Here is a 23,143-nt window from a genome sequence, read left to right as displayed (position 1 = left end):
TGAATAGACGCTTAGCTAAGGTCGTTTCACCGACATGACAGCCATCAAAAGCTGCCCCCATAATCATTCGAGTTTCTGTTGACATCAAAGCGACTAAACGAAGTTGAGGGTAAGGTTTCAATTTTTTAGAGATGAACCCAAATTCTTCAGCGTTCTCTGGGGAATCTTGACACCTAAATGTTGTCCCATCGACAGCAAGAACATTAAGCTCTAAGTCTTTATCTTGTTGAAGGATATCCCCGTTCCAAGCCTTTACCGTTATGTGAAACAGAGCCGCTAATGGACTCTCATCTAGACGTCGGCGTGAATCAGTTAGGACACTAGGTGCAACACGAGACCAGCTATTTTCAGGTTTAGGCTGAAGTGCAATGTCTAATGAACTGCATACCTCTTTGATAGACATGTTGCGTTGCAGCCCCATCCAAATAACTAACCAGACAGCTTGCTGAGCGGGAAGTCGGCGGCGTCTTATGCTCGCTTTATTGGTTTCAAGAAGAGCTTGTTCTATCCACTCAATCTGAATAGCGTCGACGACAGATTCATAATTGTCGGCATCTTCAATGGTCTCGTGTGCCATTGCTAATTCTTGTTCAAGCATAAAAAATCCCCATCAACGTTGTTGATGGGGATTATCTGCTAACTGCAAGATCGTTCAAGTCTTCTTAAACGATCGGCATTACACTATCACAGTGAGCCTTTTGGTATCTGCTTGACGCAAAACCGAGGTTAAACGTTGTAGAATAATAATATTAGAACAACAGTTTAGCGCAGTAGTTTAGAGCAGTAATCTAGAGCTATAATTTAGAAGAATTCAATCGAATTACGGCCGCTTTTATCGTCACGTGTTGGCTTAGGCGTATCCGCTTTCTTTTTCGGTTTCTTCTCTTTTTTCTCTTTCTTTGGTTCAGCCTTTGCGCTTAGCATTTCTGCTTTGCTTTTCTTAGACTCTTTCTTCTTAGAGTCCTTTTTAGACTGACCTTTCTTCGCCTTGTTGTCTTTCTTAGGCGCTTCTTTCTGTTTTGGCTTTTCTGTTTCTTCTTGTACTGGCTGATCACACACCACTACATAGTATTCTTGGTTGAATTCGAAAAAGTCACCATCGTACATTTTGCGACGCTTACGCGTTTCTAGTTCACCATTTACCGCTACGTAGCCTTCCGAAATAATGTGCTTAGCTTCGCCGCCACCGCTAACTAGGTTAGCAATCTTAAACACTTTATAGAGCTCGATTGGCTGAGACGATACATCGATACCAATGGCTTCGATTTCAATCTCTTCGCCTTCTTCACCGTGCTCGTAGCCTTCGTAATCAGCGTCTTCGTAATGTTCTTGGTCCATGGTGACCTCTACCTAAATGTGTACTTCTGGAATATTGGGCGCAGTGTAATCGTAAAACAAACAAATGACCATGTTGAATTGAACCAGAAGTCATTTGTTTTAATCATCTCCCCCGCGCTATAGAGCCCCACCAACATTCGAAAGACTGACAAGTTGCTTAGTATATTCATGTTGCGGATTACCAAACAAAGTCTCTGTATCCCCCTTCTCAATCACCTCTCCGGCTTTCATCACGATAGTGTAATGACACAGCGATTTCACGACATTCAAATCATGGCTGATAAACAAATAGGTGAGACCGTATTTTTCTTGAAGTGACTTCAGTAGATCCAGCACTTGCGCTTGGACGGTTCTGTCTAACGAAGATGTAGGTTCGTCTAACAGAATAAACTCCGGCTTGAGAATCAGAGCTCGCGCAATCGCAATGCGCTGTCTTTGGCCGCCCGAAAACTCATTTGGATAACGGTGACGAGTTTCAGGATCGAGGTCGACCTCTTTCATTACATCACAGATGCGCCGGTCGAGCTCTGCTTCACCAAGTTGTTGATGAACGAGCAAGCCTTCACCAATCACTTGAGCGACCGACATTCTTGGGTTCAACGCCGAGAATGGGTCTTGAAAGACCACTTGCATACGGCTTCTGAACGGGAGCATTTGTTTTCGGTCTAGACCTTGAAGCTGTTCCTTCGAGTAGGTAATTGACCCTTCGCTCTCCACCAGCTTAAGTATCGCCATACCAGTGGTCGATTTACCAGAACCACTCTCCCCAACCAAACCGATTGAGTGTCCCTTCTTCAAGCTGAACTCCATGTCTGTTACGGCTTTAACATGAGAAATGGTTCGCTTGAACAGACCGCCCGTAATCGGGAACCAAACACGCAGCTGGTCGACATTGAGCAGAGGTTCACTTTGCGGAGAAACAGGAACAGGTAAGCCTTTAGGATCAGAGTTAATGAGCTTTTGCGTGTAAGGGTGAGTTGGTGCGTTGAACAATGTTTGGCAATCGTTACTTTCAACTAAGCGACCATCTTTCATTACCGCGACTCTGTCGGCAATCTTACGGACGATACTTAAGTCATGGGTAATGAAGAGCATCGCCATACCGAGTTCTTGCTGTAAATCTTTGAGAAGATCAAGGATCTGCGCTTGTACCGATACATCCAACGCCGTAGTCGGCTCATCAGCAATGAGTAGCTCAGGTTCGTTGATGAGTGCCATTGCAATCATCACGCGTTGACGTTCACCGCCAGACAACTCATGTGGGTAAGCCGATATCTTTTGTTCTGGATAACGAATACCAACCTTAGAAAGCCATTCAATAGCCAAAGCTTGAGCTTTATTGGTTCGCATACCACGGTGAATCGCTAGGGTTTCAACCAGCTGTTTTCCGACTCGATGAAGCGGATTAAGCGACACCATAGGCTCTTGGAAGATCATGCCGATACGACCACCACGAATCCCACGTAGCTGTCTTTCAGAACAATTCAGAATATCGGTGCCAGAGAAATTGATCTTACCGTTTAAGTAATGAGATGAACCTTTTGGTAACAGCTTTAAAATCGAATTAGCCGTAACCGATTTGCCTGAACCACTCTCGCCCACCAGCGCGAGTGTCTCACCTTTGTATATCTCCAAAGAGACATCTTGTGTCACTTGTTCGATTGAGTTTTTCCGCCCGAAACCGACCGACAATTTGTCGATGGTTAAAACTGGAGAAGCAGGAGCTGTATTTGAAGTCATAACCTATCCTTACTTCTGTTGATGTGGGTCGAAGGCATTGCGTACCGCCTCACCTACGAAGACGAGTAACGTCAGCATCAGTGAAAGCACGACGAAAGCAGAGATGCCAAGCCAAGGTGCTTGCAAGTTGGCTTTACCTTGCGCTAACAGCTCACCTAATGAAGGTGACCCCGCAGGAAGACCAAAGCCCAGGAAATCTAATGAAGTTAACGTGGTCACTGAGCCTGAAAGGATAAACGGCATCATGGTTAACGATGCAACCATCGCATTGGGTAACATGTGACGAAGCATAATGCGTTTGTCATCAACACCCATCGCTTGCGCGGCACGTACATAATCGAAGTTACGACAGCGTAAGAACTCGGCTCGCACGATACCGACTAAGCTCATCCAACTAAACAACACCATAATCCCCAGCAACCACCAGAAATTCGGCTCAATAAAACTCGACAGAATGATCAACAAGAATAGGGTCGGCATTCCAGACCAGACTTCAATGAAGCGTTGTCCAAACAGATCCACCCAACCACCGTAGTAACCTTGCGTTGCCCCAACCACCACGCCTATCACGCTCGACACAATCGTCAGAATAAAACCAAACAGAACTGAGATACGGAACCCATAAATGATACGAGCCAATACATCTCGCCCTTTATCATCGGTTCCTAACCAGTTCACGGAATCAGGTTCAGATGGCACAGCTCCTGAAATATCGAAGTTAATGGTGTCGTAACTAAACGGAATGATTGGCCAAACGATGTAGCCGTTGTCTTCAATAAGTTCGATGACATATGGATCTTTATAGTCGGCTTCGGTTTCAAACTCACCACCAAATTCCGTCTCAGCGTACTCGTTGATAACAGGCACAAACCACTGATTATCATAAGAAACCAAGAGTGGCTTATCGTTGGCAATGATTTCCGCGAACAGGCTCAATCCAAACAAGATGGTAAATATCCAAAGGGAAATAAAACCACGCTTGTTTGCTTTAAAACGTAACCAACGAGCTTCTGCTAAAGGGTTGTTAAACATCTTCTATCAATACCTTTTATTCGTTCGCCATTAACGCGCTTCAAAATCAATTCGAGGATCAACCCAGGTATAAGTTAGGTCGGAGATAATGCTCAGCACCAAGCCAAGCAAGGTCATGATATAGAGAGAGCTGAACACCACTGGGTAATCACGCTGAATCGTGGACTCAAAGCCAAGCAAGCCAATACCTTCGAGTGAAAACATCACTTCGATCAACATAGAACCCGTGAAGAAAATACTAATAAATGCGCTTGGGAAACCAGCAATAATTATCAACATGGCATTACGGAAAACGTGCTTGTAGAGAATGCTGCTCTCATCCAAACCTTTCGCTCGCGCGGTCACCACGTATTGCTTGTTGATTTCATCAAGGAAGGAGTTTTTAGTCAGCATGCTGAGAGTAGCAAAGCCGCCGATGACCATAGCAAAAATAGGCAATGCTAGGTGCCAGAAGTAGTCGCCAGTTTGCTGATACCAGTTGAGCTGGTCGAAGTTACTCGATACCAAGCCACGTAATGGGAACCAACTGAAATAGTTACCACTTGCGAACAAAATAATCAGGATGATCGCAAACAGGAAGCCAGGCACTGCGTAGCCGACGATCACCACCGCGCTCGACCAAATATCAAAACGAGAGCCGTGATGTATCGCCTTCATAATGCCTAAGGGAATCGAAATCACGTAGATGATTAAGGTACTCCACAACCCCAAGGAGATAGAGACAGGTAAACGCTCAATGATTAAATCAATCACGTTACCACCCTTAAACAGGCTTTCACCAAAATTAAAGGTCGCGTAATTTTTCAACATATCAAAATAGCGAACGTGAATCGGCTTATCGAAACCAAACTGCTTTTTGATCTCTTCAACCACTTCCGGATCAAGCCCGCGCGAGCCTTTATAGCCACTGGCAGATGCTTGATCACTTTCGCTTAAATCAAATTCTTGTCCACCACCAGAAAAGCGTTCCATGATGCCAGAGTTGTGCCCTTCTAATTGGGCAACGGCTTGTTCTACTGGGCCACCAGGGGCGATCTGAATAATAAAAAAGTTGATGGTGATTATCGCCCACAACGTGGGGATCACCAACAGTAAACGCCGAAATATATACGCGGCCATGCTAACTAACTCCTAGCGACGTTTTTCAGGAAGCAAAGCCGCCTTCTCTTCTGAAATCCACCATGTATCGATACCTAAATCGTATTTAGGTAATACATTTGGACGCTCAAACTTGTCCCACATCGCTACGCGGTATTCGCCAACGTGCCATTGAGGGATGTTGTAGAAATTCCACTGCAATACTCGGTCAAGAGAGCGACCTAACGTAAGCAGCTTTTCAGGGTCCTGTTGGTTACGCGCAATTTCTTCTGTTAACGCGTCAACTACTGGATCCATCACACCTGCAGTATTGTAAGTAGAATCAATGTAGTTAGAGTTCCAAACAATCATTAAGTTCGGGCTAGGATAAGGGTTTGCAGAAAATGACGAAGAGACCATGTCGAAATCTCGGTCACGCAAGCGCTTGATGTACTGAGTCGTATCGATGGTACGGATCTTCATCTCAATGCCCATACGCTTAAGGTTCTTTTGAACCGGTGTTGCAATACGCTCCGTGGTTGGGCTGTAAATCAACAACTCAAATGACAGCGGCTTGCCAGTCTTTTCGTTGGTCATCACTTTGTCTTTCAGCACCCAACCCGCTTCTTTAAGCAATTTGAAAGCTGTGCGCATTTGGCTACGAATACGGCCGCTACCATCGGTTACAGGTGGTTGGAATTCTTCGGTGAACACTCGCGGTGGGATTTGGTCTTTGTACTGAGACAGCAGTTCAACTTCAGCTTCGCTTGGCAAGCCTTTCGCTTCATAATCGGTGTTTTGGAAATAACTACGAGTACGCTTGTACTGTCCATAAAACATGTTCTTATTCATCCACTCAAAGTCCATCGCGTAGGTTAACGCTTCACGCACTTTAGGATCTGAGAACACAGTAGATTGAATGTTGAAGACAAAACCTTGAGTCGTTTCTGGCTTCTCATGGTTGATCTCTTCTTTGATGATGTAACCTTTGTCGAAGTTTGCGCCTGTATAATAGTTGGCCCAAAACTTAGCCGAGTTTTCCGTTCGAAGATCGAACTCCCCTGCTTTAAAGGCTTCTAGCATTACGGTGTCGTCACGGTAGTAATCGTATTGCACTTCCTTGAAGTTATTACGACCGACGTTAACAGGCAGATCGGCTGCCCAGTAATTTTCATCTAAACCGTAAGTCACGCTTTGACCCGATTTATAGCTGATGATCTTATAAGGGCCACTACCTACCGGCGGCTCACTTAGAGGTTCAGACAGCTTCTTATCTTTCCAATAATGTTCTGGCAATACACGAGTGCTCTGAGCAAAGCTGAACAACTTCTCGCGGTTTGGCTTCTCCATCTCAATACGAACTACTAAATCAGACACCGCGGTGACTGACTTAATTTCTTTGTAATACACACGGTATTGAGGCACACCCTCGGTTGAAAATTTATTAAAGGTGAATGCCACATCATGAGCCGTAATAGGTTCGCCATCATTGAATTTGGCTTTTGGATTGATATCGATTTCCATCCAGGTGAAATCACTGGCATAGCGAACCTTTGAAGCGATCAATGGATAATAGGCATCAATCTCATCGCTCGGAGAAAACATCAAGGTATCGTAAATCTCTCCGGTATAACTTGCAGCAACGCCGCGGGAACCGAATCGATTAAAGCTATCGTAGGTACCTATGCTGCCATAGGTCACTTTGCCCTGCTTTGGCGCATCAGGATTAACGTAATCGAAGTGAGTAAAATCGGCTGGATATTTTGCTTCACCAAAACCAACCAATTGTGTGGTTTCAATAACAGTGACAGCAGGGTTTGATTCGGTATCAGAAGCGTGAGTAACGGAGGGGTGTAAAGCAATTAGCGGCAACATGACTGCACATGACTTCAAATTAAACCTGAAAAACTGAGTGCGTTGCGAGGCTTTGCGTCGAAAAACTGTTCCCATTTGACTCTCCCTTCAAATGTCGTGAATTCTATATTCAAGTTGATTAATCGGCTTTGAATGCATGCCGTTAAATCAAGTATAGGTTCAAATCTAACATCATGTAATAACTAATAAAACCATCAGCACTTCATCTCTGACGGTTTATTTACAAATTACTCGGTTCAACTCGAAGTAATTCGATACAGTTAGCTTTGGTGGTCTTTGCATTGGCAATATGTCGGGTAAGACTGGAACACTGTAATCTCGTTCACTCGGATGACATCAACTCCCGAAAACTGGCATTCGCTTCGAAAGTGAAATTTAACCTCTAAATAATCAACAAACTATACTTTACTGGAGTATCCTTGCTGCCTAGGTCTAAATGGAATGACACTTTGAACAAACCAAACCAAATAACATTCTCAACGTTCAACCTTTTGAACTACCTCGAACCACCGAATGCTTATTATGATTTTGAGAACATCTATAGCTTCGAGGAGTGGCAAAAGAAACAAGGCTGGATAGTCGAAGCGATCCGCTCATCTGACTGTGATGTGATTGGCTTTCAAGAGATATTTAGCCCGCACTCTTTAGAACAACTGATGAATGAGCTTGGCTACCCTTACTTTGCAGTAGTCGATAGCGCACACGTTGAAGATGATTACCTATACACCTCACCTGTCGTTGGTATTGCTTCCCGTTACCCGATTGAAAATGTGCAGCCTGTGACACCGGATTCAAAATTACTGGCAGCCTTCAACCTTGGCGACAAATTCTCATTCAACCGAACGCCTGTCCACGCAACGATTACGTTACCCCATTTAGGTTCAACCGATTGTTATGTAGTGCACTTCAAATCGCAACGTCCGACAGAACCCAAAGCTGAACCGCAAGAATCCAGTGGCAACTCAACAGATAATAAACCGCAAAGCGACACATTGGTTAAGCTTCATCAGGAACAACTTGGTTCTTGGTTATCGAGTGTCCAACGCGGTCTCGAAGCTCAAATGCTGCATCAATACATCACCAATCAACGCTACCAAACAGACCAACCTGTTGTGTTGATGGGCGATTTTAACAAGCCCCTATTCAACGATGAGTTCAAAGGGCTGTTGAGCTATTCGTTGAACCGAGATGAAGCGAGCAGACATTGGTTATCGCATTTCCGATTAAGAGACAGTTGGGTTCTCTACCATCAGTTACATGAAGAAGACTTGCTTGAACAGCGCATACCAACTCACTACTACGGCGCCTCTGGTTCTGTACTGGATTACATCTTGATGTCGAACGAATTTGACTGTCAGAACTCATCAAGCTTAATGGAGATCTCTAGTTACACGGTGTTAGACCATCACCTGATCAATCCAAGCTTTGAACACGACCAGTTCAGTACTGATCATGCGGTCGTCTCTGTTACCGCTCATATTCGTGAGGCTTAGCGATTCGATAACATCCTCAATCGTGATTCACAAAAGATAAGTATTAAAAAAGCCGCAGTCAATAACTGCGGCTTTCCACTTTAGCCAAACGGATTGAGCCAACCGACGTCCCATTTAGAAACCGATTTACCGTTTAACAAAGTGTGAAACTTAGAAGTTGTAAGTTGCGCCTAGGTAGAAAGAGTCCAGAACAACAGTATTTTCTGTCTTATGTCCGTACTCGTAATCTTCAATGTCAAAAGCATCAGCTTCGTATGCTAGACGAAAGCTCAGTGAAGGCATTGTAGGTGACGTATATTCGACACCAACACCGTAACGCACGCCAGTACCCGTATCATCAAAGTCCGAACCAGAAGGACGAGAACCATCAGCAAGCTTCATGTCTAAGTCAACTGAAGATAAACCGATCGTACCAAATGGACGAACGCCATTATTAAACGTGTAACCAAGGTTAGCCGTTACCGAAAAGATTTGAGGTGTCCAAGCGAAACCATCATTACTACCTGGAACTTTAGCAACAACATCACCAAAGTCCGTGTACTGCGCTTCAATCGCAATGATGCGATCAAATTTATAACCTGCAATCAAGCGATATGTGTTGTCTTCTGCTTCAAAGCTAACGGGTACATTTACAGAATTAAAAATGCCGCCATCATCAACACCAGACGTACCGATTGCGCCGCCTAGGTAGAAACCACTATCCGCTGCCATTACATTGTTTGCTGCAAATGCTGACATAAGCGCAATGCTTAGAATAAATTTGTTGTTCATTACTGCTTGACCTTACTTATTGCAAATCAAGATTGTTTCGCCTTCCTGTGCTGCACAATCTTGTTAGAGTTATCCGACACCCCGTCGAATTGGCAAGCAGGTTAATCTCACAGAAAACAAAAAAATAAATAAAAACATAATCACTTTGTAACTTCAGCCAACACAAACAGTAAAAACTTAATAACATGCTGAATAAGAAAGAAATAAAACCCCGCCACCTCTAAAGAAAAACTCCCTTTTAACTTTCAAACCATCCCATTTTTAGATTTTTTCTCGCGAGCTTACGAACGCTTACTTTCACGAGTGGTGTTATTTCGCATAATCCGCGCGCTTTGAATTATTAGCACACCTAACGAACACCCCGATCAACCTCCACCATTCAACATAAGACGAACAACAACACGATGACCCAAATCATAAATCTCAACGGCTTAATCATTGATATCGACTCTCGAACGATTTCCAATCAACAAGGAAACAGAATCATCTTACGCCCTCACCTATTGGCAGTGCTCTGTTTGTTGTTGGAAAATGTGGGAAGGCCGATTTCAAGAGAGCATATTGTTGATGTGTGTTGGAATGGAGAACTGTCGTCACCTCATGCCCTTGCAAACGTCATCTATAACCTGCGCAATGTTTTCGCACGATTGAGAGCACCAAACATTCAGATAATCACCATCAGCAAGTTCGGCTATGTGCTATCAATTGAAGCCATGTAAAAGATTTATGCAATCAATAGCGGTGACTGAGATCACCAAAAAACACCCCATCGAAACGTTTCGATGATCATTATCACACTCTAAGAAAGTGAATAGTGCAAATGATAAATCAGACACTATTATCACTATCGAAACGTTTCGATGGCTTTTCTTGAGCTGTTCTCAACCCATCAAGCGTTATTTTTCGATAGGTCGTGATATGAAAAAAAGTACTCTAATCAACTCTGAACTCTCTTACCTAGTGGCGACTCTTGGCCACACAGATGAAATCACGATTTGTGACGCAGGTTTGCCGATTCCGGATCAAGTAACTCGTATTGATCTTGCTTTGACTCACGGTGTACCAAGCTTTCAGCAAACCGTAAAAACCATGCTGGATGAATCTCAAATTGAAGGCGTTGTGATTGCAGAAGAGTTTGCGAAAGTAAGCCCAGAACACCACGCTGCGCTGATCGATTTAATCAAAACCGAGGAAGCACGTTGTGGCAAATCGCTTTCGATTACTTACATCACTCATGAAGAGTTCAAACAGCGCACTCATGATAGCCGTGCGGTTATTCGCACTGGTGAATGCACGCCATATGCAAATGTCATTTTCCAAGCTGGCGTAACCTTTTAGCTCAAACAAAACGCAACGACAGCTCAGTGTCATCACTGAACCAAAAACAATACATAGACAGAACAACCAAATACAACTGGCCCCGAGTAAAGGAACCGACATGACTCAAGCCATTTTAGAACTTAGCTCAATTGAGAAGGCCTTCCCTGGTGTGAAAGCACTGGATAAGGCAAGCCTCAACGTTTACCCAGGACGCGTAATGGCGTTAATGGGCGAAAACGGTGCAGGCAAATCAACGCTGATGAAAGTGCTTACGGGTATCTATCACTTAGATGGCGGTACTATCGCCTACCAAGGAAAGCCTGCTGCATTTAAAGGGCCGCGTGATTCTCAACAAGCAGGCATTAGTATCATTCACCAAGAATTGAACCTAATCCCTGAGTTAACCATCGCCGAGAACATCTTCTTAGGTCGTGAAATCACCGGCACCATGGGTCGCATCTTGTGGAACGAGATGTACCAAGAAGCAGACAAGTTACTTAAACGTCTTAATGTAAAACACAGCTCAAAAACACCTTTAGGTCAGCTAAGTCTTGGTGAGCAACAAATGGTAGAGATCGCGAAAGCCCTATCGTTTGAATCTAAGGTCATCATCATGGATGAACCGACCGATGCCCTAACCGATACTGAAACCGAATCTCTGTTTAAGGTGATTAACGAGCTACGTGATGAAGGCTGCGGCATTGTTTACATTTCTCACCGTTTGAAAGAGATCTTCGAGATTTGTGACGACATCACTGTGCTTCGTGACGGCAAGTTCATTGGTCAATGCGAAGTAAAAGACACAGACGAAGATGGCTTAATCGAAATGATGGTTGGCCGAAAATTGGACGAACAATATCCACGTATCGCCCAAAGTCACGGTGAAACCTGTCTTGAAGTCATCGGCCTGACAGGGGCTGGTGTTCACGATGTGAGCTTTACGCTAAAGCGTGGCGAAATCTTAGGTGTATCTGGCCTAATGGGCGCAGGGCGTACTGAACTAATGAAAGTGATTTACGGTGCCCTTCCAAGTGAGCGCGGTGTCATCAACTTAGAGAACAAAACCATCAACCCAATAAGCCCGAAAGATGGCTTGGCCAATGGTATTGCTTACATCTCTGAAGACCGTAAAGGTGACGGCTTAGTGCTTGGGCTTTCAGTGAAAGAGAACATGTCTCTTTGTTCACTGGATCTGCTGACCAAAAGCGGTCAAATCCAACATAAAGACGAAGTAATTGCGGTAGATGACTTCATCAAGCTGTTCAACATCAAGACCCCGACTCGCGAACAGATTATTGGCAACCTTTCTGGTGGTAACCAACAAAAAGTGGCTATCGCTAAAGGCTTGATGACCAAACCAAAAGTACTGATTCTCGACGAACCAACGCGTGGTGTCGATGTCGGTGCGAAGAAAGAGATTTACCAACTCATTAATAAGTTTAAAGCGGACGGCATGAGCATCATTTTAGTCTCATCAGAAATGCCAGAAGTGTTAGGAATGAGTGACCGCATCATGGTGATGCATGAAGGCCGTGTAAGCGGTGAATTTGATGCTAAAGAAGCAAACCAAGAATTATTACTGGCGTGTGCGGTCGGTAAAAAGATCAACGAGGACGCAGCATGAGTACCAAAACCATGAGCAAAACAAACGAAACTGAAGCACCAACGAAAAAACCGTTAATCAGCAAAGAGTGGCTGATTGATCAAAAGTCATTGATTGCTTTGATCTTCCTGATTGTTGTCGTTTCTTTCTTAAACCCGAACTTCTTTACTGTCGACAACATCTTAAACATTCTGCGCCAAACCTCGGTTAACGCAATCATCGCTGTGGGTATGACGCTGGTTATCTTAACCGCAGGTATCGACCTGAGTGTTGGTTCTGTTCTTGCGCTTTGTGGCGCATTCGCAGCCAGCATGATTGGTATGGAAATCCCAGTGATGATCGCAGTGCCAACGGCTCTAGTGGCTGGTGCAGCATTAGGTGCTATCAGTGGTGTGATTATCGCCAAGGGTAAGGTTCAAGCCTTCATCGCAACGCTTGTTACCATGACTCTACTACGCGGCGTGACCATGGTTTACACCGACGGTCGCCCTATCTCAACAGGCTTCACTGACACAGCAGACGCATTCGCTTGGTTCGGTACAGGCTATGCAATGGGCATCCCTGTTCCAGTCTGGATCATGGTCGTGGTATTCGCAGCAGTATGGTACCTACTTAACCACACACGCTTTGGCCGTTACGTTTACGCGCTTGGTGGCAACGAATCAGCAACTCGCCTATCAGGCATCGACGTAGACAAAGTGAAAATCGGCGTTTACGCAATCTGTGGTCTGCTAGCAGCAGTGGCAGGCATCATCGTGGCATCTCGTTTGTCATCTGCTCAACCAACCGCAGGTATGGGTTATGAGCTAGACGCTATCGCAGCCGTGGTATTAGGTGGCACAAGCTTAGCTGGCGGTCGTGGTCGCATCATGGGCACTTTGATTGGTGCACTGATTATCGGCTTCCTAAACAACGCCCTAAACCTACTAGACGTATCTTCTTACTACCAGATGATTGCAAAAGCAGTGGTTATTCTTCTGGCGGTATTGGTCGACAACAAAAACAAATAAGGCTCTAGTTTGAGTCAATGCAACACCCTGCTTTTTCTACAAAAAAGCATCGTTATAAAAGATCTATCAGTAATAAACCTATAAACATTAAATCTATAAATAATGTAACAACGAGCTAGGACTCACCTCCTAGCTCACCCTACACAAAGGACTTACACCATGAAAAAAATAGCGACTCTTATTTCTGCTGCTCTTCTTTCTACAACCGTATCCGTGTCTGCACAGGCGCAAGATACAATGGCAATCGTTCTGTCTACATTGAACAACCCATTCTTTGTAACCATGAAAGATGGTGCAGAAGCGAAAGCTGAAGAGCTAGGCTATAAGCTTATCGTTCTTGATTCTCAAAACGACCCAAGCAAAGAGCTTTCGAACATTGAAGATCTAACCATTCGTGGTGTTAAGGCAATCCTGATCAACCCAACAGATTCAGATGCTGTGTCTAACGCAATTCGCATGGCTAACCGTTCAAACATCCCAGTACTAACACTAGACCGTGGCGCAAGCCGTGGTGACGTAGTGAGCCACATCGCTTCTGATAACGTAATCGGTGGTGAAATGGCAGGTCACTTCATCATGGAAAAAGTGGGCGAAAAAGCAAAAGTAATCCAACTTGAAGGTATTGCTGGTACGTCTGCAGCTCGTGAACGTGGTGAAGGCTTCATGAACGCAGTAAACGGCAGCAACCTAGAGCTTCTTGCAAGCCAACCCGCTGATTTCGACCGTACTAAAGGTCTGAACGTAATGGAAAACTTGCTTGCAGCTAACCCAGATGTTCAAGCTGTATTCGCTCAAAACGATGAGATGGCACTTGGTGCACTTCGCGCAGTTCAAGCTTCAGGTAAAGAAGTGATGATCGTTGGCTTTGATGGTACAGACGACGGCATCGCAGCTGTTAACCGTGGCCTACTTGGCGCAACGGTTGCACAACAGCCTGACCTAATCGGTTCTCTAGGTATCGAAATGGCAGACAAAGTACTGAAAGGCGAAACAGTAGACGAGTACGTACCAGTACCTCTAAAAATCATCGCTAAATAATAGTGACTAGATAACGCGATATAAAGCAGGGGTCCCCTATCCCCTGCTTTGCTTAACTCATTAGCTCACTGACTCAAAACAAAAAGCAAAACCCGACAGTGCATCGCTGTTTCTCATGCCGCTCACAAACGAGAGCGCACTTAACACCATGAGAAAGACCCATGCATTTTCAAATACGATATATCATAAGGCTCGTATCATGACTCAACTGATTGTTTTAGGTAGCGTAAACGCTGACCACGTACTGCAAGTTCCTTCGTTCCCTCGTCCGGGTGAAACCTTGATTGGCGGTAACTATCAGGTCATCCCTGGTGGAAAAGGCGCAAACCAAGCGGTTGCAGCTGCGCGATTAAACGCAGACATTGGCTTTATCGCCTGCGTAGGCGACGACCCATTCGGCATCAACATTCGTCAAGACTTCGCTAAAGATGGCATCAACATCGACGGTGTTATCGTTGCAGACAACACCCCGACTGGCATTGCGATGATCCAAGTATCCGCAACAGGCGAAAACAGTATTTGCCTTTCTGCAGAAGCAAACAACAAACTGACTTGTGAACAAATCGAACCGCACCTAGAAAAAATCCGCGCGGCTAAGTATCTTCTTACTCAACTTGAAACCCCAATTGAAGGTATTGAATACGCTGCAAAAATAGCGAAAGAAAGTGGCACTCAAGTTATTCTGAACCCTGCCCCTGCTCGCCCTTTATCAGATTCACTGCTTGCTTGTGTTGATGTGATTACACCAAACGAAACTGAAGCTGAGGTACTGACGGGCATTACCGTGACAGACAATGAATCGGCTCACCAAGCGTCTTTGGCTTTGCATGCAAAAGGCATCGAGACTGTGATGATCACACTTGGCGCTAAAGGTGTTTGGGTAAGTCATGGCGGTCAAGGTAAAAAAGGTGGTCAAGGCAATGAAGCTGGTGAAGGCGAGCTAATCGCAGGCTTCCGCGTTGAAGCAACGGACACAACCGCTGCGGGTGATACCTTCAACGGTGCATTGGTAACAGGCTTACTTGAAGATATGCCACTTGAGCGCGCAATTAAGTTTGCTCACGCTGCGGCAGCAATTTCTGTGACTCGCTTTGGCGCTCAAACGTCTATTCCAAGCCGAGCAGAAACAGACGCGTTTTTAGCAGAACGTTTATCGGCTTAGTCATTAGCTCTCAAACTATAAATAAGTAAGCATAAGCCCCTGTTTTCAGGCAGAATATCGCGCAACGTGGCAAGTTACTCCCACAAGGATTTTTTATGGCAACAATGAAAGACATCGCTCGGCTCGCAAAGGTTTCGACTTCTACCGTGAGCCATGTGATTAACAAGTCACGTTTTGTCAGTGAAGAGATTGCTGAGCGTGTCAACAATGCGGCTAAAGAACTCAATTATGCACCCTCGGCATTGGCTCGCAGTTTGAAAATGAAGCAAACCAAAACCTTGGGCATGTTGGTTACTACCTCGACCAACCCATTCTTTGGTGAAGTAGTGAAAGGGGTTGAACGTCGTTGCTACGAAAAAGGCTACAACCTTATCCTGTGCAACACCGAAGGTGACAGCGAGCGTATGAAATCGTCCATCGACACTTTGCTGCAAAAGCGTGTCGATGGCTTGATGTTGATGTGCTCGACCCTTGAAGGTGAACATATCGATGTGTTTGAACGCTATCCAGAACTGCCTGTTGTGGTCATGGACTGGGGCCCAATGCTGTTTGCCAGCGACAAGATTCAAGATAACTCGCACCAAGGTGGCTACATGGCGACCAAGCACTTGATTGATAACGGTCATTCTAAAATTGGTTGTATCACGGGTCCACTGCATCGCAACCAAGCCTCGTCTCGTTATCAAGGTTTTAAGCAAGCAATGGAAGAAGTGGGATTAGAGATCAACCCTGACTGGATTGTTGAGTCCAACTTTGAATGTGATGGCGGCTTTGATTCTTACCAAACATTAAAAGCGCGTGGCGAAATGCCATCGGCGATATTTGTAAGCAATGACATGATGGCAATGGGCGTGATTCACGCGGCTGCTCAAGATGGCACATCTATCCCGAATGACCTGTCGATCATTGGCTACGATGACATCCACTTATCTAAATACATGACACCTGCGCTCAGCACCGTCCACCAGCCAAAACACCGTTTGGGTAAAGCGGCCGTGGATACGCTTTTAAGCAGATTACAAACTCCAGACGCTTATCCGCAAGTCGTTGAGCTTGAGCCGACTCTTGTAGAACGAAGCAGCGTAAAAGCGATTTAGCGAGTAAAGCTGATTGAGCATGGCAAGAAGTCCAAATTCATTGTGCTAACACGCCAAAGGCAAAATTGAAGGCTAGCTATCGAGCTAGCTTTTTTTGTGCCCGGGACACAAAAACGGAGTACAGCCTGCCTCCCCTATTTAGAGACAATCGCCGTTCAGTAAAATATGCATACAAGCCCTAAGCAACTATTTACTCACTTAGCGACTCATTATCATCTACACTAACAGTAAAAATAACATCGACATGGAGAGCGCTGTTTTATGATCGCGGGTTGGTTCGACAATATACCCCTACAAAAAAAGCTGTTACTTAGCTTTTTTATCCCTATTGCATTGATGCTTATCGTCGCTTTTTCTGTTCATGAGAATACCCGCACGATTGTCAAAGACAATAACTGGGTGATTCACACTCATAAAGCCATCGCACGCGCACAAGAACTACTCAGCTTAACCATTGATATGGAAACGGCACAACGTGGTTATCTAATTACTGGCGACCCTGTATTTTTAGAACCCTACCACTTGGCATTAGATGTATGGCCGCAAAAAATTCAAACCCTCGCAGATCAAGTGAGTGATAACACACCTCAAGTAAAACGCCTCCAACAAATAGATCAAATCCACAAGACATGGTTAAAAGAGTCCGGACAGAAAGAGATCATGCAGCGAAACCTCGTCAATAAAGGTGAGGCAGACATGGAAAGTGTCGTCTATCTCACTCAAAAACAAACCGGAAAACAACTGATTGACAAGATCCGTCAAGAAATCGCTCAATTCATTGAAGTTGAGACACAACTCATCAGTGTCAGAGCTGCAAAATCTGAAAGCTCTGCCAATCAAACCAGTTATGTGCTGATTCTCGGCACACTGTTTTCTGTGTTTATCTCGCTCTTGGTCGCGACATGGTCTTCGAAGCGAATCAAACGAAGACTGCACACCCTGCTAGAAGCCGCCAACCAAGTAGCCGCTGGTCACCTTAAGCAAGGTGCATCAACGCTACAATTAGATTCTGATAAAAATACCCAAGACGAAGTCGCTCAGCTCGCTCGAAGCTTCCAAGAAATGGCGACGAACTTAGTACAAAGTGACCTTGAAATGAGGGAAAAAAATCACGCTTTGATCGTTGAGCGAACCAAAGCAGAAGCGGCCGTAAAAGCGAAAGGTGAATTTCTTTCCACCATGAGTCACGAGATTCGGACACCAATGAATGGCGTATTGGGGATCTCTCAGATCATAGCAAGCCAAACCCAAGAGCCAGACACCAAAGAGAACATCAACCTCATTCTCGATTCTGGCCACCACTTAATGACGATACTCAACGACATTCTAGACTTCTCGAAAGTTGAGGAAAACAAACTCGAGCTAGACATTGCACCCTTTAACTTTGTCCAAGTAATGCAACCAGTGTGCAGCGCCCTCAAGCCCTTGGCTGATGAAAAAGGGATTCGTCTATTAATCGAAAACAACATACCGAAAAACACCCAACTTATTGGTGACTGTGCAAGACTACGCCAAATCATGTTCAACTTGGGTGGCAATGCGACAAAATTCACTAAAGAGGGACATGTCGCCATTCAAGCCGATCTCAACCGAGCAAACAATCAGCTAACTCTTACAGTAACGGATACAGGGATTGGCATTCCCAAAGAGAAACACGAACAAGTCTTTAATTCGTTTGAGCAAGCAGACACTTCGACAACAAGAAAATTCGGCGGTACGGGGCTTGGCTTAGCGATCGTAAAAAACCTTGTTAATCTCATGAACGGAGAAATCACACTAACGAGCGCGGTTGGGCTTGGAACGAAATTCCAAATAACACTGCCTATCGCATGGCAAGAAAGTAAAACAACCAACACCATCACGCCCGCAACCAATACAGAAGACCTGACTTGTGATTCGTTAAGTATTTTATTGGTGGAAGACAACCGAATTAACGCGATCGTGGCACAAGGTTTCTGCGAAAAGCTTGGTCACCATGTTGAACACGCAGAGAACGGTAAACTGGCCATTGAGCGCCTCAAAACCACTCAGTATGACCTGATTTTGATGGACAACCACATGCCTGAGATGAATGGCGTCGAGACAACCCATTACATTCGCGAGAAGCTCAAGCTCGGCACCTTAATATTCGCCTACACCGCCGATGTGTTCCGCGAAGCACATGACAACTTTATTCACGCGGGCGTCGACCATGTTCTTACCAAGCCTCTGCAACAAGAGAGCTTCTTTGATGCCCTACAACAGTTTTCGAGTAGACTGCCTAAACAAACAGGTTCCGCCGAAAGCGCGAGCCATAGTGAAAACATCGTCGAACTTCACCGTAAGCCTATTGAGACATTAAGATTAACGGAAGAAGAGATTAGCCATTCAGAAGTGATACACATACTTAAAGACGACGCAGAAGGCTTCAGTTTGCTTATCGATTCAACCATTATTGAGTTTGAACAATCGGTTGATCGCGTCATCCAATACTATTTAGCGAAAGAACTAGAGCCACTATGCCGTACCCTACACTCCATTAAGGGGATGTCGCTGAACCTAGGCTTGAATATGCTTTCTAAACAAGCGCTTGAGTTAGAGGTTCAGGCAAAAAATCAACAACTGCCCGATATTGAACTGCTACAAAAACTCCTCAACCGACTGATGGTAAATATCCATCAAGCTCAAAGGATGAAAAATGCCACTGCATCAAAGTACCAGAATCAAGTAAACGATAAGGCTTAGCAAAATTTCAACCAAAAAAAAGCGCAAGGTATCAACACCTTGCGCTTTTCGATCTTATGTCGCTCGAGTCGCCTTCTAACGGCTTAACGGTCTAACAAAGCCGTAATTTTCAGTATCTCTTCTTCGACATCAATGCCGTTGTATTGCGGAGCAATCGAAAGATCTTGAATACTCACGGTTTCTACCGATTGTTTTTCATTGAGTTGAGCAACTAACTCTCCTTTCGGTGAGTAGACTCTGCTTCCACCGCAATAAGTCGCGGTAAAGGCATCAACCACATCTTGTCCAACCCGATTACACGTTAGGATGTGGCAACCCTCTTCTAACGCCCTTGTTTGAGCAATAGCAAAGCTATGATGCCCGCCGAAGTTGGCAGGGTGAAGAATAACGTCAACCGACTGATACTTTCTCATGATCTCCGGGAACCAGATATCGAAGCAAATCGCGACACCAAACTTAAACCCTTTGTGCTCAAAAGTAAGGAGCTCCCTCCCTCTAGAAAAGTACGCTTTATCAAACTTCGTTTGGCTGACTTTTCTATACTTATGTCGTAAGCCAGAAGCATCGACAACTACCACACTGTTGTAATACTCGCCTAGCTCTTCCTCTGCAATACCCGCAACAATCAAGGTGTGATGCTTCGCTGCTAGCTGAGTTAATGAATCAATAGTCGTACTGTCATTGAAGTCTTCGGCCAGTTCATGAATATCTTCCGCATCGTTAAAAATATATCCAGTAGTGAACAGTTCAGGCAGTAAAGTAATATCACCGACTGAAGACTCCGCTTCTAAAAGGTCAGAGACCGAATCAATATTCTTTTGTTTGTTTTTATATTCAACTTCAAGCTGAATAAGGGTGATGCTGACATTATTCAAAATCGAATCCTTGCTGGGTAATGCTTCAAACTTGAAACTAAGAACGGAAAAATAAAACAATCCATTATCGCTTTCTTATTCGAATAGCAAAGGTTGAAGCAAGCGCACAGTCTTGTACGCACTTCAAAACTGCCTAGGGCGTTAACTTAGGCTCAGGTAAAACCGCGGGCGTGCTATCCATATAAGTTAAGAAGTTTTCCCACACCTCATGTGTGCGTTGCTTGGTTAACTTAGTTTTGCATGAGAGCGCCATCAGCCCTCGAATTGAGCCATCTCGCCATTGGGTATACACAGAGTCGCAATGCGCCGTCATGTAAGCTTGCCAAGTCTCTTGAGCACTCTTAATTGACTTTACCAACTCTGCGTCATGCGCGTTGTGTTCAAAGCTAGCCTCAAGATACTTGTCTAGCTCTGTTTGTACAGATTCAAGTTCAATAGAAGCACAGTGATTGATCTCTAAAGTGTTCATCGCATTGTCGCAGTCGACCATACGTTCGTCTGCAAATACAAAACATGAGAAATAAGCCAATGCGAACACGGATAGCACTCTTTTCATAAAAACCCTTAATACGGTCGTCAGTACATTTGACGATGATATATTCCTATTAATTAAAACACAGTTTATTGCTTAATGTTTCCTCGATTCGCACACCAAATAACAGCATATTTTATGGGGTTATAAATATTTATTATTCGTATGAATACTGTAAAATAACGTAAACTTTACTGAGAAAAATCGAGATAACATCAAGATTTTTCTGGTAAAAAATCAAAACACATTATCTTTATCAATAATTCATGCGCGCATTCACAATATTTATTATTGCTATTGCTACGTAATCGTTAAATTTATAAATTAAATTGATTGCTCACACCAATCGGTCATGCTCTTCTTCATATGGATATTAAGTATCAACACTTTGCCAAGACTTCGTTCTTCTTTGCCATTTCTTTCTTTTTTTCCATGGCACTGCTCATTCCCTTTACGCCATCTCACTACCAAACATTAACCGAAGACTCATCAAAGTTAGTCGAAACAAGGCTGGAAGGAATCCAATCAAGGTTTGACCGTTTTCTATCTGAAACTCAACCTGATCAATCCTGCGACATGATAGTGAGGCAACTTAGACAAAATGTTTTTGAAGCCGATTGGGTAAAAGAAGCAGCCGTATTCAATAAACAGAATCGATTTTACTGTTCAACGACTGATGGGGATGTTTCGTTTCGCCTGTACAGCACCATCAGACAACGCCTTAATGACGATCCGAATTTAACGACGCTGTCGTATTCCAACTCGGCCATCACCCAAGTTCAGTCCATCATGCTCATTTTCTCAAACCAAGACGATGCTGGTGTGAGCCTAATGATTCCCCCACACTTCATCTATGACATTGTAGAGACAAGCCTCAATAGCCATGGAATTAACGCTAAGGTCGAAGTAATAAAAAGGGATATCCACCCTTCCGACCCTGGTTCACACTTTGCCAAGGTACGCATACAGTCAGACACCTACCCACTGACCATTACCTCGTATATTGGGTATGAATTTTACCTACACTTTATGGTGAGCCATTTATGGTTCGGCTTTCTTGTTGCCGGAATCACGACCATTTGTGTCCTTTCTATCAAGCACAAAAAACAGAGCCAACGCAGCTTAGAATATTCACTGTCTAGTGCATTAAAAAACAACCATCTACATGTTCATATGCAGCCTATCGTGAACCAACAAACCACTGAAATTGTTGGATGTGAATCGCTTTTGAGGTGGAACGACCCGATTGAAGGCAACGTCTCCCCTGCTATTTTCATTCCGCTTGCTGAAAGCTTAGGGTTGATTGAAGAGTTGACTTATTTTGTGCTGCGTGAAGTATTAACTACCTTAAAAAGCAACCAAGATGTATTTGAATCCAAGTACATCAGCGTCAATATCAGCCGCAACGTAGTATCCAACAGTAACTTCTCTCACAAAGTGATTAGCATCTTCAAAAGACACCCTGAGATTCTCAAGCAGGTGGTATTTGAAGTAACAGAAGATGGTGAGTGTTCTGATGCCGATATGGTCAAAATTAGAGACAACCTAACCAAGCTATCGAATATGGGCGTAAGAGTTGCGATTGATGATTTTGGTACAGGCTACGCAGGGTTAGATTTCGTAAGACAGTTCCCTTTTAGCATTCTCAAAATAGATCGTGTATTCGTTAAAAACATATCCGACGAATCCAGCTTTGGTATCCCTTTGTTAGAGTCTATGCTGCAACTATCACGCACGCTCGGCATGCAAGTCATCGTTGAAGGTGTCGAGTACGAATCACAAGTGAAAGTCTTGTCTAAACTAGGTGTCGACTATATCCAAGGTTTCTATTTCTATAAGCCAATGCCAATAAGCCTAACCATCAGCCTACTCAAGCAACAGTATTTTGAGTCCGATAACGCTGAGGTACAAACCAACCAGAAACGCCCTGTTACATAAGGCACTGAAAAACCGCGAAAGAAAACTCGAAGACCATGGGTCTCCTTTGATGAATATTTAACGTCATCGCATCTTGAATGCATTAAAGGAATAGCATGGAAAAGACACTTCAAACCAAACTGGCGACCAGCCTACTACTGCTAAGAATTGGCATTTTTATCGTTTTCTTGTTCTGGGGCTTGGATAAGATCCTTGTCCCTGAGCACGCGACAAAAGTACTGTCCGGTTTTTACGGCATCAACATCTCGGACAACGCGATAATGGCTATGGGTGTTGCTCAGCTCGGATTTCTAGGCGCATTCGTCGTGGGCATGTGGAAGAAGTACACCTACGGTGCGATTTTAGTCCTGCACGCAGGTTCCACCTTCGCCTCTTTTGGAAAATACATGGACCCGTTCAATAACCTACTGTTTTTGCCTCTTGGCCAATGCTCGCAGCCTGTATCGCACTCTTCTTACTTCGCGACTACGACACTTACAGCGTTTCCAACTAACACAAAGGGCGCCTATTAGTGGCGC

General features: G+C 44.4%; 18 protein-coding genes and 2 pseudogenes. 11 read left to right on the top strand and 9 right to left on the bottom strand.

Features of this window, described 5'->3' with window-relative positions:
* The 6 genes and pseudogenes from BCT34_RS00450 to BCT34_RS00425 all read right to left on the bottom strand — a co-directional run.
* Positions 1–598 (bottom strand): annotated as a pseudogene (locus BCT34_RS00450) (IS4-like element ISVbsp1 family transposase); the annotation flags it as partial.
* A gap of 203 nt (positions 599–801) precedes the next feature.
* On the bottom strand, positions 802–1,338 hold the full coding sequence (locus BCT34_RS00445; RefSeq protein ID WP_076654783.1) for an RNA-binding S4 domain-containing protein: 537 nt from the start codon (positions 1,336–1,338) through the stop codon (positions 802–804).
* Positions 1,339–1,455: 117 nt separating this feature from the next.
* On the bottom strand, positions 1,456–3,078 hold the full coding sequence (gene yejF, locus BCT34_RS00440; RefSeq protein WP_076654784.1) for a microcin C ABC transporter ATP-binding protein YejF: 1,623 nt from the start codon (positions 3,076–3,078) through the stop codon (positions 1,456–1,458).
* Between the two features lie 9 nt (positions 3,079–3,087).
* On the bottom strand, positions 3,088–4,110 hold the full coding sequence (locus BCT34_RS00435; RefSeq protein WP_076654785.1) for an ABC transporter permease: 1,023 nt from the start codon (positions 4,108–4,110) through the stop codon (positions 3,088–3,090).
* A 30-nt stretch (positions 4,111–4,140) separates the two neighbouring features.
* The gene (locus BCT34_RS00430; protein WP_076654786.1) at positions 4,141–5,229 is read right to left on the bottom strand and encodes a microcin C ABC transporter permease YejB; all 1,089 of its coding nucleotides are present in this window, start codon (positions 5,227–5,229) and stop codon (positions 4,141–4,143) included.
* Between the two features lie 12 nt (positions 5,230–5,241).
* Positions 5,242–7,137: an extracellular solute-binding protein gene (locus BCT34_RS00425; protein WP_076654787.1), complete on the bottom strand. Its 1,896-nt coding sequence runs from the start codon at positions 7,135–7,137 to the stop codon at positions 5,242–5,244.
* A 374-nt stretch (positions 7,138–7,511) separates the two neighbouring features.
* Here BCT34_RS00425 and BCT34_RS00420 point away from each other — a divergent pair, with 374 nt between their 5' ends.
* Positions 7,512–8,555: an endonuclease/exonuclease/phosphatase family protein gene (locus tag BCT34_RS00420; protein ID WP_076654788.1), complete on the top strand. Its 1,044-nt coding sequence runs from the start codon at positions 7,512–7,514 to the stop codon at positions 8,553–8,555.
* A gap of 150 nt (positions 8,556–8,705) precedes the next feature.
* Here the strand turns inward: BCT34_RS00420 and BCT34_RS00415 are convergent, their stop codons facing one another.
* Positions 8,706–9,326, bottom strand: a complete 621-nt coding sequence (locus BCT34_RS00415) for a porin family protein (protein WP_076654789.1) — start codon at positions 9,324–9,326, stop codon at positions 8,706–8,708.
* A 404-nt stretch (positions 9,327–9,730) separates the two neighbouring features.
* On the opposite strand from BCT34_RS00415, the gene BCT34_RS00410 reads away from it, so the two are divergent.
* The 8 genes from BCT34_RS00410 (at position 9,731) to BCT34_RS00375 (ending at position 19,280) form a co-directional block, all read left to right on the top strand.
* Positions 9,731–10,045: a helix-turn-helix domain-containing protein gene (locus tag BCT34_RS00410; protein ID WP_076654790.1), complete on the top strand. Its 315-nt coding sequence runs from the start codon at positions 9,731–9,733 to the stop codon at positions 10,043–10,045.
* A gap of 199 nt (positions 10,046–10,244) precedes the next feature.
* Positions 10,245–10,664, top strand: coding sequence for a D-ribose pyranase (gene rbsD / locus BCT34_RS00405; RefSeq protein WP_076654806.1), 420 nt, complete (start codon positions 10,245–10,247; stop codon positions 10,662–10,664).
* A 100-nt stretch (positions 10,665–10,764) separates the two neighbouring features.
* On the top strand, positions 10,765–12,270 hold the full coding sequence (gene rbsA, locus BCT34_RS00400; protein ID WP_076654791.1) for a ribose ABC transporter ATP-binding protein RbsA: 1,506 nt from the start codon (positions 10,765–10,767) through the stop codon (positions 12,268–12,270).
* On the top strand, positions 12,267–13,259 hold the full coding sequence (gene rbsC, locus BCT34_RS00395; protein ID WP_076654792.1) for a ribose ABC transporter permease: 993 nt from the start codon (positions 12,267–12,269) through the stop codon (positions 13,257–13,259). Before rbsA ends, rbsC begins: the two co-directional genes overlap by 4 nt.
* A gap of 159 nt (positions 13,260–13,418) precedes the next feature.
* Positions 13,419–14,297: a ribose ABC transporter substrate-binding protein RbsB gene (rbsB, locus tag BCT34_RS00390; protein ID WP_076654793.1), complete on the top strand. Its 879-nt coding sequence runs from the start codon at positions 13,419–13,421 to the stop codon at positions 14,295–14,297.
* Positions 14,298–14,496: 199 nt separating this feature from the next.
* Positions 14,497–15,459 carry a ribokinase gene (gene rbsK, locus BCT34_RS00385; protein WP_076654794.1) on the top strand — a complete coding sequence of 321 codons (963 nt, stop codon included), beginning with the start codon at positions 14,497–14,499 and terminating at the stop codon, positions 15,457–15,459.
* Positions 15,460–15,554: 95 nt separating this feature from the next.
* Positions 15,555–16,556: a substrate-binding domain-containing protein gene (locus tag BCT34_RS00380; RefSeq protein WP_076654795.1), complete on the top strand. Its 1,002-nt coding sequence runs from the start codon at positions 15,555–15,557 to the stop codon at positions 16,554–16,556.
* A gap of 261 nt (positions 16,557–16,817) precedes the next feature.
* Complete coding sequence (locus tag BCT34_RS00375) at positions 16,818–19,280, top strand: CHASE3 domain-containing protein (protein ID WP_083702839.1); 2,463 nt, start codon at positions 16,818–16,820, stop codon at positions 19,278–19,280.
* An 83-nt stretch (positions 19,281–19,363) separates the two neighbouring features.
* On the opposite strand, the gene BCT34_RS00370 is transcribed toward BCT34_RS00375, so the two are convergent.
* Positions 19,364–20,155, bottom strand: coding sequence for a carbon-nitrogen hydrolase family protein (locus BCT34_RS00370; RefSeq protein ID WP_076654796.1), 792 nt, complete (start codon positions 20,153–20,155; stop codon positions 19,364–19,366).
* 133 nt (positions 20,156–20,288) lie between these two features.
* Entirely contained in the window at positions 20,289–20,711 is a 423-nt protein-coding gene (locus tag BCT34_RS00365; protein WP_076654797.1) for a lysozyme inhibitor LprI family protein, read from the bottom strand.
* Positions 20,712–21,053: 342 nt separating this feature from the next.
* Between BCT34_RS00365 and BCT34_RS00360 the strand changes: the two genes are divergently transcribed.
* Together BCT34_RS00360 and BCT34_RS00355 are read left to right on the top strand one after the other, a co-directional pair.
* Positions 21,054–22,625, top strand: coding sequence for an EAL domain-containing protein (locus tag BCT34_RS00360; RefSeq protein WP_076654798.1), 1,572 nt, complete (start codon positions 21,054–21,056; stop codon positions 22,623–22,625).
* Between the two features lie 95 nt (positions 22,626–22,720).
* Positions 22,721–23,118 (top strand): annotated as a pseudogene (locus BCT34_RS00355) (hypothetical protein).
* Positions 23,119–23,143: the final 25 nt, after the last annotated feature.

The sequence above is a fragment of the Vibrio sp. 10N.261.45.E2 genome (assembly GCF_002875705.1).
GTDB lineage: Bacteria > Pseudomonadota > Gammaproteobacteria > Enterobacterales > Vibrionaceae > Vibrio.
The sequence above is the reverse complement of the archived record's forward strand: the minus strand, read 5'-3'. Positions and strand labels throughout refer to the sequence as shown.